The sequence below is a fragment of the Qipengyuania benthica genome, assembly GCF_030717865.1.
Taxonomy (GTDB): domain Bacteria; phylum Pseudomonadota; class Alphaproteobacteria; order Sphingomonadales; family Sphingomonadaceae; genus Qipengyuania; species Qipengyuania benthica.
The window spans coordinates 195,775-211,843 of the sequence record NZ_JAVAIL010000003.1 but is presented as its reverse complement, the minus strand read 5'-3'; the positions used below and the strand labels follow the sequence as shown (position 1 = coordinate 211,843).

At 67.0% G+C, this 16,069-nt stretch carries 13 protein-coding genes; 7 read left to right on the top strand and 6 right to left on the bottom strand.

The genetic code is table 11. From position 1 onward, the window contains the following. Positions 1-54 precede the first annotated feature (54 nt). The 5 genes from Q9K01_RS10005 (at position 55) to Q9K01_RS09985 (ending at position 6,730) form a co-directional block, all read left to right on the top strand. A complete protein-coding gene (locus Q9K01_RS10005; RefSeq protein ID WP_305930106.1) occupies positions 55-1,461 on the top strand; it encodes an efflux transporter outer membrane subunit in 1,407 nt (468 codons plus the stop codon). Beyond that, positions 1,458-2,774 (top strand): efflux RND transporter periplasmic adaptor subunit, encoded by a 1,317-nt coding sequence (locus Q9K01_RS10000; RefSeq protein ID WP_305930105.1) that lies wholly within the window; start codon positions 1,458-1,460, stop codon positions 2,772-2,774. The genes Q9K01_RS10005 and Q9K01_RS10000 overlap by 4 nt, the downstream gene beginning before the upstream one ends. Beyond that, positions 2,771-3,487 carry an ABC transporter ATP-binding protein gene (locus Q9K01_RS09995; protein ID WP_305930104.1) on the top strand — a complete coding sequence of 239 codons (717 nt, stop codon included), beginning with the start codon at positions 2,771-2,773 and terminating at the stop codon, positions 3,485-3,487. The genes Q9K01_RS10000 and Q9K01_RS09995 overlap by 4 nt, the downstream gene beginning before the upstream one ends. Before the next feature lie 8 nt (positions 3,488-3,495). After that, positions 3,496-4,692, top strand: a complete 1,197-nt coding sequence (locus tag Q9K01_RS09990) for an ABC transporter permease (RefSeq protein ID WP_305930480.1) — start codon at positions 3,496-3,498, stop codon at positions 4,690-4,692. A 202-nt stretch (positions 4,693-4,894) separates the two neighbouring features. Then, positions 4,895-6,730: a methyl-accepting chemotaxis protein gene (locus Q9K01_RS09985; protein WP_305930103.1), complete on the top strand. Its 1,836-nt coding sequence runs from the start codon at positions 4,895-4,897 to the stop codon at positions 6,728-6,730. Between the two features lie 365 nt (positions 6,731-7,095). Here Q9K01_RS09985 and Q9K01_RS09980 read toward each other — a convergent pair whose 3' ends face one another. Continuing rightward, entirely contained in the window at positions 7,096-8,397 is a 1,302-nt protein-coding gene (locus Q9K01_RS09980; protein ID WP_305930102.1) for an HlyD family type I secretion periplasmic adaptor subunit, read from the bottom strand. A gap of 1 nt (position 8,398) precedes the next feature. Beyond that, positions 8,399-10,144 (bottom strand): ATP-binding cassette domain-containing protein, encoded by a 1,746-nt coding sequence (locus tag Q9K01_RS09975; RefSeq protein WP_305930101.1) that lies wholly within the window; start codon positions 10,142-10,144, stop codon positions 8,399-8,401. Between Q9K01_RS09975 and Q9K01_RS09970 the strand changes: the two genes are divergently transcribed. Both Q9K01_RS09970 and Q9K01_RS09965 read left to right on the top strand, forming a co-directional pair. Further along, entirely contained in the window at positions 10,121-10,489 is a 369-nt protein-coding gene (locus Q9K01_RS09970; protein WP_305930100.1) for a hypothetical protein, read from the top strand. The two genes, Q9K01_RS09975 and Q9K01_RS09970, sit on opposite strands and share 24 nt — an antisense overlap. A 41-nt stretch (positions 10,490-10,530) precedes the next feature. Beyond that, the gene (locus tag Q9K01_RS09965) at positions 10,531-10,917 is read left to right on the top strand and encodes a lasso peptide biosynthesis B2 protein (RefSeq protein WP_305930099.1); all 387 of its coding nucleotides are present in this window, start codon (positions 10,531-10,533) and stop codon (positions 10,915-10,917) included. Positions 10,918-10,927: 10 nt separating this feature from the next. Here the strand turns inward: Q9K01_RS09965 and Q9K01_RS09960 are convergent, their stop codons facing one another. The 4 genes from Q9K01_RS09960 to Q9K01_RS09945 all read right to left on the bottom strand — a co-directional run bounded on the left by Q9K01_RS09960 (position 10,928) and on the right by Q9K01_RS09945 (position 16,033). Further along, positions 10,928-11,629 carry a CDP-alcohol phosphatidyltransferase family protein gene (locus Q9K01_RS09960; protein WP_305930098.1) on the bottom strand — a complete coding sequence of 234 codons (702 nt, stop codon included), beginning with the start codon at positions 11,627-11,629 and terminating at the stop codon, positions 10,928-10,930. A gap of 177 nt (positions 11,630-11,806) precedes the next feature. Next, positions 11,807-12,043: a hypothetical protein gene (locus Q9K01_RS09955; protein WP_305930097.1), complete on the bottom strand. Its 237-nt coding sequence runs from the start codon at positions 12,041-12,043 to the stop codon at positions 11,807-11,809. A 163-nt stretch (positions 12,044-12,206) separates the two neighbouring features. Further along, a complete protein-coding gene (locus tag Q9K01_RS09950) occupies positions 12,207-14,525 on the bottom strand; it encodes a putative bifunctional diguanylate cyclase/phosphodiesterase (RefSeq protein WP_305930096.1) in 2,319 nt (772 codons plus the stop codon). A 65-nt stretch (positions 14,526-14,590) separates the two neighbouring features. After that, complete coding sequence (locus Q9K01_RS09945) at positions 14,591-16,033, bottom strand: FecR family protein (protein ID WP_305930095.1); 1,443 nt, start codon at positions 16,031-16,033, stop codon at positions 14,591-14,593. Positions 16,034-16,069 lie beyond the last annotated feature (36 nt).

The window sequence follows — 16,069 nt, the reverse complement described above, 5'->3', positions numbered from 1 at the left end:
TTTCCTTGAACCGCCAAGTCTTTAATAAGCATTTCGGGCGAAGGAGGGGCGGGGTTGCAGGGAAAAATTGCAGTGGTCGCGGGCCTTTCCCTGGTGCTGGCGGCGTGCGCCACTTCGCCAGGTCTGGAACCGGCGCCCGAGGCGTCTGTCGCGGTTCCCCGCTCCTGGGTCGCCGACCCGCCACCGGTTACGCTCGACACTGCGCAATACTGGACCTTGCTTGGCGATCCGCTGGTTGCCGAGCTCGTCAGACTGGCGATCGTGGAAAACCGTGATGTCGCTGTCGCCGCTGCGCGCCTCGCGCAGGCGCGGGCGGGCGTGCGGCAGGCGCGGGCCGCCTATCTGCCCCGGTTGGATGGCAATGCCGGTGTCCAGCGCGACTTCGGCGATTTCGCCGATGACGATTTCGGCTTTTCGCTCGGCGCCGATGCGCAGTGGGAAATCGATCTGTTCGGCAGGATCGGCTACAATGTGGCGATCTCGCGCGCCGAACTCGCCGCGGCGGGATACGCGCTGGCGGATGTGCAACGGCTGATCGTCGGACAGGTGGCGCAGACCGCCGTCTCCGCACGCGGTGTCGCAGTGCGGCTGGAGATCGCGCGCGAAACGCTGGCGATCCAGGACGACAATCTCCAGATCGCGGTCTGGCGCCGCGACGCGGGGCTGGTCTCGAGTCTCGATGTCGAGCAGGCGCGCGCGCAGCGGGCGCAGACGGCGGCCATCATTCCGGCGCTGGAAGCCGAACTTGCGACCACTAGCTACGCCCTCTCCACACTGATCGGCGAGCCGCCGGGCCGCGTCTTGGCGCTGTTCGAGGCGGAGACCAGCACAATCCCGGTTCCCCCGGCAGCTGTCGGCTTCGCGCCCCCCGCCGCGGTGCTGCGGCAAAGACCCGATGTGCGCCAGGCCGAAGCGGCGCTGATCGCCGATGGCGCGCGCATCGGGCTGGCGCGGACCCAATTGCTGCCGCTGGTGCAGCTGACCGGCAGCATCGGAACCGGTTCGATCGGCTTCGACGGGCTGTTCGATACGATCACCGGCGGGCTCTTCGCCGGGATTAGCCAGCTGATCTTCGACGGCGGGCGCACAAGGGCACAGATCGACGCTGCCGAGGCCGCCGCGCTAGCGTCGCTCGCCAATTGGGAGCGGGCGATCCTGTTCGCGCTCGAGGATGTGGAAAGCGCTGCGGTCGATCTGCGCGCAGCGCGTGCGCGGGTCGCGCTGTTCGCGGTTGCGCTAGAAGCCGCCGAGAACGCGGCGATCCTGGCGCGCAGCCAGTACGAAACCGGGCTGATCGATTTCGAGACGCTGCTGCTGGCGGAAAACCAGCTGCTCTCGGCGCGCAATTCGCTGGCATCGAGCGCAGTGGAGCGCGCGGCCGCATTCGTTCGCCTGACCCAGGCGCTGGGCGGCGGCTGGCAAGGCGCACTCGACGATATGGACGAAGGAAACCCGCGATGAGCGACACTAGCCCGGCCGCGGAAAGCGGCGAACTCGACGCGTTCCTCGGCGAGAAGCCGCGCCCGCGCTGGCGGCGCTGGATGAAGTTCTGGCTGCCGGCGCTGATCCTTTTGATACTCGTGCTGATGGTTTCGCGCTGCTTCGGCGGCGACGAGGCGCCCGGCTACATCACCGAGGAGGTGGTGCTGCGCTCGCTCGATCTGACGGTAACGGCGACGGGCAATCTGCGGCCGACCAATCAGGTGCAGGTCGGCTCCGAAGTATCGGGCCGCATCGATCGGGTGCTGGTGGATGTGAACGATCGCGTCGTCCCCGGACAGGTGCTGGCCGAGATCAACACCGATGTGATCGAGGATCAGATCACCCAGGCTCGAGCCAATCTCAACGCCGCGCGGGCCCAGGTCGAACAAGCGCGCGCGACGCTCGAGGTCGACCGCGCGCAGCTCGCACGCTTCCGAGAGGTGTTCGAGATCTCCGGCGGCCGAGTGCCCTCCCAGGTCGAACTCGAGCAGGCGCAAGCTGCGGTGCGGCGGGGGAGCGCCGCCGTGGCATCCGCGCAGGCCAGCGTGCGCGCGGCCGAGGCGCAGCTCTCGTCTGCGGTGACGAACCGCAACCGTGCGGTTGTCCGCTCGCCGGTCGCTGGTATCGTGCTGGCGCGGCAGGTCGAGCCCGGCCAGACCGTTGCCGCCAGCTTCAGCACGCCCACCCTGTTCATCATCGCCGAGGATCTGTCGGAAATGCAGCTGCAGGTGGCTATCGACGAAGCCGATGTCGGGCAGGTCGAGGAAGGGCAGCAAGCCAGCTTCACCGTGGACGCCTATCCCGGTCGCCGCTTCCCGGCGGTGGTCGAGCGGGTCGATCAGGCGAGCAGCAACACCGCTTCCGAGGCGAGCCAGCAGGCCAATCCTTCTGCGCGGGCCAATGCGGTCGTCAGCTACGAGGCGCGGCTTGCGGTGAACAATCCGCAGGGGCTGCTGCGCCCGGGAATGACCGCGACTGCGACCATCGCGACGCAGAGCACCGGACGGCGGATGCTGGTTCCCAACAGCGCATTACGCTTTCGCCCCGAGGATGCCGAACAGGATGAAGGCGGCGGCGTTCTCAATCCCTCGATCGGGCTGGAACAGAACGAGCAGCGCGCCACCATCGGCGTCGGCAGTCGCCAGCAGGTCTATGTCCCGCAGGCCGATGGCACCTTGGAGGCGATCGAGGTCGTGACCGGACAGAGCGACGGACGGCTTACGGTGGTTCGCTCGGACGCGCTCAAGGCGGGCATGGAGGTAGTGACCGGGATCGAGGCCGACGCACCATGAGCCAAGCGCCGCTGATCGAACTGGTCGGCATCACCAAGACCTTCGGCGAGGGCGCGGCGGCGTTCCAGGCGCTCAAGGGCGTCGATGTCACGATCGAGCGCGGCGATTTCGTGGCGATCATGGGCCCCTCTGGATCGGGTAAGTCGACGACGATGAACATTCTGGGCTGTCTCGACGTGCCCACCGCCGGGATCTTCCGGTTTCGCGGAGTCGAGGTGCAGTCGCTGAACCGCGATCAGCGCAGCCTGCTGCGGCGCAGATATCTCGGCTTCGTGTTCCAGGGCTTCAATCTGCTGTCGCGCACCACCGCGATCGAAAACGTCGAGCTCCCGCTGCTCTATCGCGGCGAGAGCAAGAAGGCGCGGCGCGCGGCGGCGATGCATTCGCTCGATCAGGTCGGGCTGGGCCCCTGGGCCGATCACACGCCGGCGGAACTGTCGGGCGGGCAGCAACAGCGCGTCGCGATCGCCCGCGCGCTGGTGACCCAGCCCGATGTCCTGCTCGCCGACGAGCCCACCGGCAATCTCGACACCGAGCGTTCGATCGAGATCATGGAGCTGCTCACCCGGCTCAACCGCGAGGGCATCACCATCCTGATGGTCACTCATGAAAAGGAAATGGCTGCCTTCGCCAACACCATCGTCCACTTCCGCGACGGCTTGGTGGAGTCGGTCGAGCGCGGGAATCTCGCCAAGGCCGAGGCGGCGCGCTGATGTTCGGGATGTTCGGCGCAACCCTGCTGCTGTCGTTTCGCGAGATCCGGCGGCATCTGCTGCGCTCGTTCCTGACCACGCTGGGCATCATAATCGGTGTCGCGGCGGTCATCACCATGGTGACGCTGGGCAATGGGGTGACCGCCTCGGTCAAGGAGGAGATTTCCTCGCTCGGCTCGAATGTCTTCATCGTCTTTCCGACCGGCGGCGATCGGGGCGCACCGCGACCCTTCGATCGCGCCGATGTAGAAGCCGTCCGCAACCAGATCGCCGGCGTGGTGGAGGCGGCGGGCAGCGTCTCGGCGCCCGCCACGGCGTTCTACAATGGACAGGACTGGGAGACCAATGTCGAAGGAGTCGAGAACGCCTTCCTGCGCGCCCAGTCGATCGGCATCGCGCAAGGGCGCCCCTTCACCCGCGAGGAAGAAAGCGGCGGCAGGAACGTGTGCCTCGTCGGCCCCAAGGTGGTCGAGGCGATCTTCGTCCCGGGAGTCAGCCCGCTGGGCGAGCAATTGCGGCTCGACCAGGTGTCCTGCACCGTAACCGGTGTGCTCGAGGAACGGGGGCAGGGCGGCGGCGGCCAGGACGCCGACAATGTGGTGATGATGCCGCTCAAGACCGTCCAGCGGCGCTTCACGGGCAGCGACAACATCCAGAGCTTCGTCATCAAATACGACAGCGCCTACTCCGCCGCCGCGATCCAGGATTCGCTGGTCGAACTGCTGCGCGAGAGACGGTTGCTGCAGGTCGGAACCGACAATGATTTCAACGTCATCGACACCGCGCAGGTCAATCAGGCCCTGGGAGCGGTGACCGGCGCGCTGACCGCGATGGTGGCGGTGATCGCCTCGATCAGCCTGCTGGTCGGCGGGATCGGGATCATGAACATCATGCTGGTCTCGGTGACAGAGCGGACCCGCGAAATCGGCATCCGCCTCGCCATCGGAGCGCTGGCGCGCGAGGTGCGGCTGCAATTCCTGACCGAGGCTGTGGTGCTGTGCTGCTTCGGCGGCCTGCTGGGGATCGGCCTGGCCTTCCTGTTCTCGTGGAGCCTGGCCGGGCTGATCGAGGTGCCTTTCGTGTTCGATCCGATGATCAACATTCTGAGCTTCGTCTTCTCGGCCACAATGGGCATAATGTTCGGCTATTATCCGGCCCGCCGGGCCTCGAAACTGGATCCGATCGACGCGCTGCGTCACGAATGAAATCCTGAACCCAGAGACTGTTTCCTGCGCCTGCTGCCATCGCCGGGGCTTCGTCGTTGCTCGACTGCCAAACGTCGACGAAAAGCTCTGCGCCGCAGCGGGTTGGGGGGAAATCGCTCTATAATTGAGCCGTACCGTCCACTCTCTCGAATTTGGAAGACTCATGGTTCAGACGTTCAACAGCTGGCCTTTGCCCAAGAAGATGTTCGTTTCCTTCGCGATCATCGCCGCAATTCTCGCGACGGTCGCGGGTTCCGGGATCTATGCGACGCGCACCATGAGCGAAATCGCTTCCGCCCATGTCGACCGCGGAATCAGCGGAACGGAAGCGCTCGGGCGGCTGGTGTCGGCGTTGCGCGAGGAACGGATAATCGTATTTTCCCGGATGACCTCGGATTCGGCGCAGGACAAGCCGACGTACGAAACAAGGCTGGAAAAGAACGAAGCCGCGATCGCACAGGCGGTCGCCGACTATGAGCCGCTCGCTGGTGAGCTCTCCCCGCAACTGCGACAGCTGGAGCAGCGGATCGATGATCTAAGAGCAGTAAATGAGCGCATTTTCCAGACGATCGATTCGCAAGGGGGTGCGGCAGCCCTTCCGCTGGTCAGGGGAGAGGCCCGGGAAGCGTCCACTGCAGCATTGGACGCCGCTGAGGAACTGATCAATCTTCAGGGCCAGCGGGCCAAGGCCAATGATGAAGCCGGCAATGCCTTTGCCTCGACGGCCTTTACCTTTCTCGTTCTTCTCTCGCTGGCGGGGCTGGGCGCGCTGTTCGTTATCTGGAAACTGATCGGCCGCACCGTGGCCGTGCCGCTCGCCGAGGTGTCCCGCGCTACGACCACGCTTGCCGAGGGCGGCAAGGCAGAGGTTCCGCATCGTGATCGCACGGACGAGCTCGGCGAGGTGGCGCAGGCGGTCGAACTGTTCCGCATGGCCGCCGTCCAGCGGGCGGAGATCGATGCCCGCACCGCGGCCGAGCAGCAGGTCGTCACCAGTTCGCTGAGCGAGAGCCTGACCGCGCTCAAGGCGGGCGATCTGACCGCCGAGATCCGCGCGGAATTCCCGCCCGCCTATGTCGCCCTACGCAGCGATTTCAACGAAGCGCTGGCCAGTCTGCGCGAGCTGGTCGGTTCGGTCATCGAAAGCGCCGCCACCATTCGCACCGGCTCGGGTGAAATCGCTCAGGCTTCCGAAGACCTCGCTCGCCGCACCGAAGCCAATGCGGCTAGCCTGGAGGAGACCTCCGCCGCGCTGTCGCAGATCGACGAGCGGATTGGAGCGACCGCCAAGGCTGCGGTCCAGACCGTCAAGCGCGCCGACAGCGCCATCTCGACCGTCAGCGGCGGTCGCGGCGTCGCCGACGAGGCGGTCCAGGCGATGACGCGCGTTTCGGAGAGCGCAAAGGGCATCAACGATGTGATCGAGGGCGTCGACAAGATCGCTTTCCAGACCCGCGTCCTCGCCATGAACGCGGCGGTCGAGGCGGGCCGTGCCGGAGATGCTGGTCGAGGCTTCGCGGTGGTCGCGGATCTGGTCTCGGCGCTTGCGATGCGGGCGGAAGAAGAAGCCGGTCGCGCTCGCGACCAGCTGACAGCGACGCAGGACGATATCGGGGCTGCGGTCGAGATGGTGCAGAAGGTCGACGGGGCGCTTGCGGATATCGCTGAGGGCGTTTCGGAGGTGCACTCGCTGCTCGGCGGGATGGCTACCGACAACGAGGCGCAGGCCACCGCGATCAGTCAGATCGCCAGCGCGGTCGGTTCGATGGATCAGGCCACCCAACAGAACGCCTCGATGGTGGAAGAAACCTCCGCCGCGGCGCTCAGCCTGTCGGGTGAGGTCAACGCTCTGTCCGAACGGGCTTCGCAGTTCGATGTCGGCACCGCAGCGCAGGGTGGCTCTGCACGTGTCGCTTCGCTTCGTGCCAGGTCCGATGCCAAGGCCTTGCAAGCCAAAGCCGCGGCTGCCGTGGCGGCAATGCCCGCCCTCGCGGTCGCGAACGACCGGGCTGCCAACGAAGACTGGACCTCCTTCTAGGGTCTGCTCCAGCCCGATTGTAGAATTCACGATGCCAGGCGCGCATCCGGCCTCCTGCCGGATGCGCGCTTGTCGCTTCGTGTCGGGATTCGCGGATGATCGATGGTCAGCCCGATCCAGCTACCCGGAAAATAGCACAGTTCGCCGGTCTCGTGATCGATCTGCGCGATCAGGACCGCGTCGCGCGACGGCCGGCCACGGCGAACGGGCCCGGTCTGGATAGGGTCTCGACGCGAAGCGCGCGTCAGCGCCGCGGCAGTGGTGAACCTGAGTAAGAAAATCCTCGATCGGCTACAGAGGGGATCAGGCGTCTAAACCAGGCTTCGCCATTCCCGAATACGGTGTGCGTGTCCTCGCCCCTCGAGCTATTCCCGCAAGGCGCTGTCGCGCAGCTTCGTGATCGGACTGAGCAGATAGTCGAGCACCGTCCTGGTGTCGCCGATCAGGCTGACGTTGGCGACCATTCCCGGTCCGATCGGGAGCGCCCGGTTCGCCCCGCTGCGCAGCACGTTCTCGGCAGTGCGGACGCGGACGATGTAGAAGGTTTCGCCGCTCTGCTCGTCGGGCACGGCATCGGGTGAGATCGCCACGACCTCGGCTTCCAGTCCGCCATAGACGCTTGGATCGTAGGCGGTCACCTCGACCTTGGCGCGCTGGCCAAGATGGATGAAGGCGATGTCCTGTGGCCTGACCCGCGCTTCCACCAGCAGGTTCTCGTCGCCCGGAACGATCTCCACCAGCGGGGCGCCGGGCGCGACGCTGCCGCCGATCGTCGTCACCAGAACGCGATTGATCCGGCCCGCCAACGGGGAGCGCACCACGGTGCGGTTTGCGCGTTCGGTGAGCGCCGGCATGGCGCTGCGCCGGACCGCGAGTTCGGCCTGGGTGCTGGCCAGCTCATTGGCCGCCAGTGCGCGCCACTCCTGCCGGACCCGCGCCGCGGATGCGCGCGCTTCGGCGATCCCGGCTTGCGCCCTTGCAAGGCTGGCGGCGGCGGCGGCGGCTTCGCGCGAGGCGATATTGGCGGCGCTCTCGGCCTGCATCAGGGTGAGCCGCGGTTCGATCCCGCGCTCGACCAGCGATTGCAGCAGTTCCGCTTCGGCGGTGCGCGCCTCTCGCGCCGCGTTGCGCGCTTCGAGCATCGCTCCGGCTTCGGCGGCGCTGCGCTCCGCCTGGGCCACCCGGGCCTGCGCGCCGGCGCCGAGGCTGGCGAGATCGGCCATGCGCGAAGCGTGAAGCGCGCGCTCGATCCGAACCTGCTCCGCGGTGGTGGCATCGCCGGCGGCGGGAAAGACCGGCGTGCGGCCCTGAACCTCTGCCTCCAGCCGGGCCGATTTGATCTGCAGCGCGGAAACCAGCGCCTGACCGCTGCCGAGATCGGCGCCGGTCTGCGTCGGATCGAGCCGGATCAATTCCTGCCCGACATCGACCTCCTCGCCCGGCTCGACCAGGATGGCCTCGACGATGCCGCCCTCGTGGTTGGAGACGATCTGGAGTTGCGAATTGGGCACCACCCGGCCTTGCGCGCGGACGGTGCGTTCCAATTCGGCGAAGCCGGCCCAGATAAAGAAGACGACGACGAAAGCCACCATCGCCCACAGCAGAATGGTGGTGGCGGTGCGCGGCTTTACGCGCAACGCAAGATCCTCGAGATTGCGATGCTCCATCTCAGGCCGCCTTGGGCCGCGTGATCTGCTTGAGGACGGCGTCGCGCGGCCCGTCGGCGATGATCTTGCCCTTATCGAGCAGAATGATGCGGTCGACCAATTCGAGCAATGGCGGGCGGTGCGTGATGAGCACGAGCGTGCGGCCCTTCAACTCGTCCTGCAAGCGCTGGATCAAACCCGTTTCGGTGTGCGCATCCATCGCGCTGGTGGGTTCGTCGAAGACCACGATCTGCGGGCTTCCTGCGAGCGCCCGGGCGATCGCGATCGACTGGCGCTGGCCGCCCGAGAGCCCTTCGCCGCGATCGGCGAGCTTCAGATCGTAGCCATTGGCGATCTGGCCGAGGAATTGGTGGGTGCCGGAAATGCCGCACACGCGCAGCATTTCGTCGTCGTCGATGGCCTCGCGCCCGAGCGAGACATTCTCGCGCACCGAGCCGGTGAGCAGCGCCCCGTCCTGCATCACCGCGCCGAAATTGCCGCGCAGCGAAGCGGGGTCGAACTGGCGGACGTCGGTACCATCCACCATGATCAGCCCGTCCTCGGGCGGATAGAGCCCCAGGATCAGACGGGCGATCGTCGATTTGCCCGAGCCCACCCGCCCGAGCAGCGCGACATGTTCGCCGGGCTGAATCGTGAAGGAGATGCCGTCGAGCGCCTTCTCCGTTGCGCCTGGATAGCGAAAGCTGAGGTTGCGCGCCTCGATCTTGCCGCTCGATCGGGCGAGGCTCAGCGCTTCTTCAGCAGGGCCTTCGGGCGGCAATTCCATCAACTCGCGGATCTGCCAATAGGCGGTGCGGGTGGCGGTGAGACGCGACAGCAATTGCGCGATCTGCCCCAGCGGCGCAATCGCGCGTCCGGCGAGGATCGAACAGGCGATCAGCCCGCCCATCGTCAACGCGTTCTCGGCGATGCGGGTGACCCCGACGACCACCACCCCGGCATAGGCGAGCATCGCGGCCGAGCCGGCGAAGGTTACCCCGATCGAGGCGATCAGGCGCTGGCGCAGCAAACTGTCAGAATGCTGCCCCACCGCCTGCGACCAGCGCCCGGCCAAAAGCGGGCCGGCGCCCGATGCCTTCAGCGTCTCGAGACTGCCGATCGCCTCGACCAGCACCGATTGCTTGAGCAGACCTTCGCCCATCGAGCGAGCCGACAGGCGCTCGAGGGCGGGGTGTGTCAACCAGCCGATCAGGACGACGAGCGGCACCATCAGCGCCGGGACCAGCACCACGGGTCCGCCGATCAGCGCCACCACGGTCAGGGTAACGAACAGGAACGGAACATCGACGATCGCGGCGATGGTCGCCGAGGCGAAGAAATCGCGCAGCGTCTCGAGTTCCCGCATCAGCCCGGTGAGCGCCCCGGTCGAGCCCTTCTTCAGTTCCAGCCGCATCGCGAGCAAGCGCTCGAACACCTCTTCGCCCATCTCGCGGTCGATCTGCGCCCCGGCATGGTCGATGAAATAGGCGCGCAGCAGCTTGAGCACGAAGTCGAACAGGATGATGATCGCCAGTCCGATCGAGAGCGCGATCAGCGATGCGATCGCGTTGTTCGGCACTACCCGGTCGTAGACGGTCATGGTGAACAGCGCGGACGCCAGCGCGAACAGGGCCGCCTCAAATGGCTGGCCGATGTCGGCGCCTTTCTGGGCAAACGCCCAGCGGAGGAGGTGGAACGGCTGTACCGCGCCGCCTGCGGCTATGGTGCCGAGCGCCCGGCCGCGGTGGCTCTGCTGCTGTGCCATCATCTGCTTGGATTGCAGCTGTCGCGCGATCTGCAGGCAGCGCTTGGCGGTGACAGGGTGGTCGCGGCGCTGGCGGACAGCGCGTTGGCGGGGCTCGAATATGGCGACGCCAGGGGCGAACACCGCGCCTATACGCCGGTCTGGTTGCGGACCCGGATCGGATATTTCTTTCTGGGTCGCGGTGCCGGCCATTGGGCGCGCGAGTTGCGGAACCTGTGGACTGCGCCGGTCGATCGCACGCATCTCGCGCTGCCGCAGAAATTGGCGTTTCTCTACCATGTGGTGCGGATTCCCTCGTGGCTGCTGCGGATCGGCGCACGGCTGGCGCGAAAGGCGGGGACGCGGTGAGAGCATTTCGCCGGTATCTCGGTCTGTCGTCGGCCGATCGCTTGCTCACGATCGAAGCCGTGGCGGTGCTGATGGTGGCCGCTGCCTGCGTCGCGCTGCTGCCGTTCCGCACCCTCGCGAGATTTGCCTCGCGGCCCCCGCACGAACTGGCCCGACCAAGCGCCGGCGCGGAGACGGTGGCGATGGTCCGCAACGCCATCATCCGCAGCGCCCGCCGGATGCCGTTTCGTGCCAAGTGCTTTGAACAGGGGCTGGCGGCCGTGTGGATGCTGCGGCGTCGCGGCGTGGCGACCACGCTGCACTACGGCATGGCGAGACGGGACGCCGAGCTCGTCGCACATGTCTGGGTCACGGCGACGGATCGGGGTGTGATCGGCTGCGAGAATCGCAACGACTTTCGCGAATTGGTGCGCTTCCCGGCGGGTTAGGCCGCCGTGTTCAGCAGGGCCATTTTCTGGCCGGCTCCTGCCGCGCCAGCCGGCGGGCCGTGGTGGCGGTCTGAAGCGCGAACAGCGCGATCAGGATCAGGCCCACGCTGCCCACGAAGAAGTCGAACCCGTTCAATTCCCAGACGATCGGGCTCTCGAGCCCGGCGATCAGCATCGCCAGCGTCAAACCGATCAGGATCAGCCGCAATTCGGTGGGGCCGGCGTTGAAATAGGACAATCGCAATTCGCCCAGCACGCGCACCGAGAGGAAGGCGTGGATCGACATCAGCAGGTAACCCGCCAGCGCGATCAGCGCGACCTCGAGCTGGACATAGGGCGTCACCCCGATGCCGATCACCACCAGCATGGTGGCAAAGCCGTCGCAGCTGTGGTCGAGGAAATAGCCGTAGCGCGGTCGCTCGATCTTGCGGAACCGCGCCAGACTGCCATCGAGCGAATCGCCGAACCAGTGGACGAAATATCCCCCGATCGACAGCCACAGCCAGCCGGCGTCGAAATTGCTGCCCAGATAGCCCCCGAACACCAGCAGTGCGCCGACGATACCTGTGAAGGTCAGCAGGTCGGGGGTGACCCAGGCGGGCATCACTGCGCACAGGTGATTGAGCGCCCGCCGCTCGAGCCGCGCGATCAGGTTCTCCTGAATGCGGTGGATGGGGGCAACGGGTGCCTCGGGTTCGGGAGCATCTGTCATGGAATTGCAACCCGCCCGGTAACGAACCGCCTCCGCTGTGTCCAATCCGGGTCGCAAGATCGAATGCATCGTCGGCGGAAAAACCGGCATCGCGCACGGTCCCTGGCTGGGAAAAGCTCTCCCGACAGGAAAAAGGCGGCCCCGCAGGACCGCCTTTCTCGCTAGGATTTGCCGCGATCAGGGGCTGACGGCTTCGTCTTCGTCATCATCGTCGGTCAGGATGAGGACCAGCATGCCGGCAGCCGCGAGGGCGGCGATGACGATTCCGGCACCGAAGCCGCCGCCGAGATCGGATTCGGCGTTCGCCGGCATGGCGCTGCGATCGATCGGCGCGGCATTGGCCGCCTGGAGGGCGACCGGGGCCGAGATCAGCGAGCCGGCGGCCGCTGCAAACATCAGATTGCGAATTTTCATACTGCGCTCCTTTTGTGCGTAAGCACCTTAAAGGGCTGCCGCGGCGGATTGTTCCCCGCGAGACGCAACGCTCGACGACGCGTGGCGCACATCGGCCAGATCACGACGAACTCCCACAACGAACCGCCGCGACGAACGCCGCATCGGCGCGTCCGCCGGCGTGTCAGGCCGCTGCCCGTGCGATCTCTTCGATCGCCAGCAGGAGATCGTCGCCCGCCATCGGCTTGCCGATGAAATAGCCCTGGGCGTAATCGCACCCGATCGCGCGCAAATAGGCCAGACACTCGGCCTCCTCTATCCCCTCGGCCACGACCTTCAGCCCGAGCTGATGGGCCAGTTCCACCGTCGAGCGGACGAGCAGGGCGTCGCTGCGGTCCTGATGGGCATGCTGGACGAAGCTGCGGTCGATCTTGAGCTCCGACAGCGGCAGGTTCTTGAGATAGGACAGCGTCGATTGGCCCGTCCCGTAATCGTCCATCGAGATCGCCACCCCGAGATCGCACCAGCGCATCAGCGCCGCACGCGCGCCCGCGGGATCGCGCAGCGTGGCGGATTCGGTGATCTCGAAGATCAGCCGGTCGGGCGCGATCCCGTCGGCACGGATCATCCGCTCGACCTGACCGACGAACTGGGCCGATGCGATCAGTCGCGCCGAGATATTGACCGCGGTCCGGATCACCGTGCCGCGTGCGGACCATTGCGCCAGATCGTCGAGCGCGCGCCGGAGCACGAACAGCGTAAGCTCGCCGATGCGGTCGCTCTCCTCCGCAAGCGGGATGAAGGTGTCGGGACTGAGATAACCCCGCGTCGGGTGGCGCCAGCGCACCAGCGCCTCGGCGCTGGTGACGCGATTCGTCGCAAGCTCGAGCTTGGGCTGATAGAGCACCTCGAGGTCGCCTCGTTCGATGGCGAGATCGAGCTCGCCCATCAGCGAGACCTGCTGTTCGAGCGCGACCTTCCCCGCATCCTCGTGATAGCTCCAGATATCGCCGGAGCGCAGCGCCATGCTCGCCGCGTGGACCGCGCCGGAAATCGCGGTGTCCTCGCCGATGCCGAAGGCCAGCGAGACATCGACCCGCCGCCCGGCCACCTCGACCGGGCTGCGCATGATCGCGCCCAGACCCGAGCACAGGTTCTCCAACTCGTAGAGCTCCTGCGAGGAGACCCATGCCAGCACCCGGTCGTCGATGCGGTAGATCGGCCCCTGGCATCCCCCTACCAGCAGGCGATCCTCGACCCGCGAGAGCAGATTGCCGATCTCCGCCTGACCGACGACCGTTCTGAGCGCGTCGAATTCGTCGATCATGGCCGCGACCACATGCGCGCCCGCGCCACCGCCGATCCGTTTCTCGAGCGCGCGGCGGTTGGGCATCCCGCTTTCGGCATCGATCAGGCGACCGCGCTCGAACTCGCGATGCAGCAGCACCGCGGTGCGAAGCGCGGTGGCGCCCGCCAGCACCAGCAGACCCGATGCCATCTCGATGCGCAGCGGGAAGAGGAAGCTGCCGACATGCCAGAACGCAAGCATCGCGCCGACCGTTGCGACCGCGCGCGCGGCGACCGCCTCTCGTGCCGCAGCAGCCAGGATCCAGCACGACAACAGCGCCGCAAGCGTCAGCGACCAGAGCCAGCCGATCCGGATCGGAACCCCGCGCGCCAGGGTTTCCGCGGCCAGCGCTTGGACCACCACCCCCGGCAACACGCCGTGAGCGGGGACGGCGTAGCGATCGCCCATCTCGATCGCGGTTGCGCCGATGATCACGTCCTTTCCGCGCAGCTCGGCGCTCTCGAACACCCCGCGTTCGATGGCGACGAAGCTGTGACGGGGGATGGAGTCGGGGTCGATCGCGAAATCGATCGGGAACAGCGCATCCGCCGCCCCCGACCGGTGAGCGATCTGCGCCGAAAGCGAGGGGCGCGGGGCACCAGCGTTGAGCGTCCCGATCGGCATTTGCCGGACCAGGCCGTCGGGATCCGGAGCGACCGAGACCGAGCCGAGTAGGGCATGTTCCCTGAGCGCCGCGATCGGCAGCGAATCCAGCTGGCGTGCGCTGCCGTGGCTTTCGCGCTGTCCGAAGACGGGCAGGACGATGGTCGAATCCGAGCGGGCCAGCGCGCGCGCGAAAAGGGCATCCTGCCGGGGGTCGGACGCGCTGGAGAAGTCCACATCGAACGCCACCGTCCGGGCGCCGGCGCGATGCAATTGGTCGACGACGCGGGCATAGTGCTCGCGCGGCCAGGGCCAGCGCCGGATTGCCGCCACGCTCGCCGCGTCCATTTCGACGATGTGCAGCTGGCCGCTTGCGGGGTGCTCGCGCATGGTGAAGCCTGCGTTCTGCAGCGCGTTCTCGAACGGCCGCACTGCGCCCGCGACGGTCAATAGACCGACGACCGCCGCCAGCAGCAGCGCGACTGCGACCTGTTGCAGGCGCCGCCGCGCGCGAGGGTGTTTGCCGCTGGCGGCGCTTGACAGGGCGATCACCGAATCCTCCTCAGACCTCGCGAGCCGGGTCGCGCCGTGCGGTCTTCAGCGAAACCCTGCTCATCTCAAGGTTCCGGCTCTCGCCCGGGCGGTCCGGAACCGGGCTTCCCGCCGCCACGTCCCGGATTGTCCTCGTCGTCGCCATCCTCGTCGTTGCCGTGACCCTTGTCGCGATCGCCATCGCCCCCGTCGTCGGGCTCGTCTCCCGGCTCTCCGTCCGGCGGTCCCGAGCCGGGATTGTTGCCGCCCGCGCCGGGGTTGTCCTCGTCGTCTCCATCCTCGTCGTTGCCGTGACCCTTGTCGCGATCGCCATCGCCCCCGCCGTCGGGCGCGCCTCCGGGCTCGCCGTCGGGCGGTCCGGAACCGGGCTTCCCGCCGCCACGTCCCGGATTGTCCTCGTCGTCGCCATCCTCGTCGTTGCCGTGACCCTTGTCGGGATCGCCATCGCCCCCGTCGGCGGGCTCGTCTCCGGGCTCACCGTCCGGCGGTTCCGAGCCAGGATTGTTGCCGCCCGCGCCGGGGTTGTCCTCGTCGTCGCCATCGTCATCGTTGCCGTGACCGTTGTCGGGATCGCCACTGCCGCCATTTCCGGCGTCGGTCCCGGGTTCGGGCTTCGGTTCGGGTCCGGGTTCACCTGTCTCCGGTGCCACCACGACTTCGGGAGGCGGAGGCGGAGGGGGAGGTGGAGCGGGGTTGGGCATTTCCTGCCCGGTCGCCAGATCCGCCACCAGCGCTGCGGCGAAATCCGCAGTATCACCGGCGATGAAACCATCCGACAGATCGGAGAGATCGGCCGCTCCGCTGGCGAAGACGGCATCGATCCGGCTCGCCGCAGCAGGCTGGGCCATGCCGTAGGAACCGCCGGCTGCCGTAGCTCCCGCCGCGGGCTGGAGATTGCCGCCCGCAGCGGGGCCCGCAACCGGCCGGGAAGGGGAGTCGATGATCTTGCGCTCGCCATTCTCGACCACCAGACGCAGCCGGTCGTCCGCCGCGATCATGGCGACCGCGCCCGGCATCACCAGATCGCGCGCGCCGCCATCGAGGGTAGCGACTTCCACCGCGCCTTCCAGAACCTGCATCGAAGCCCCTTCGGGGGCGACCGTGATCGTGAAAGTGGTGCCTTTGACGACGGCGGCCAGATAGGGAGTCTCCACGCCGAAGTGCGGATCGGGCTGCTTGCCGATCTCGAACAGCGCGCTACCCCAGTCCTGCACCACCTGGACGATGCTCCGCTCGGCCTTGGCGGCGGGAATGCGGATCTGCGAATTGCGGCGCAGGGTGACGAACTCGCGGCCGCGGACCAGCACCGCATTGCCGTTTGCACCGGTGGTGACGGTCGCACCGGCGGGGATCTGCGATCCGCGCTGCGCGGCGCGCGTGGCTGCATTCTCGCGAATCTGGACCTGTCCGCGCGCCTCGCTGACGGTCCAGGGGCCGCTCTGCGCCATGGCGCTGGTGCCGCACAACAACAGGGCCAGCGATGATATCAACCTGATCGACTTGCGCACGGGCAGCCTCCTTCACCTCTATAATAGCAAGAGCGA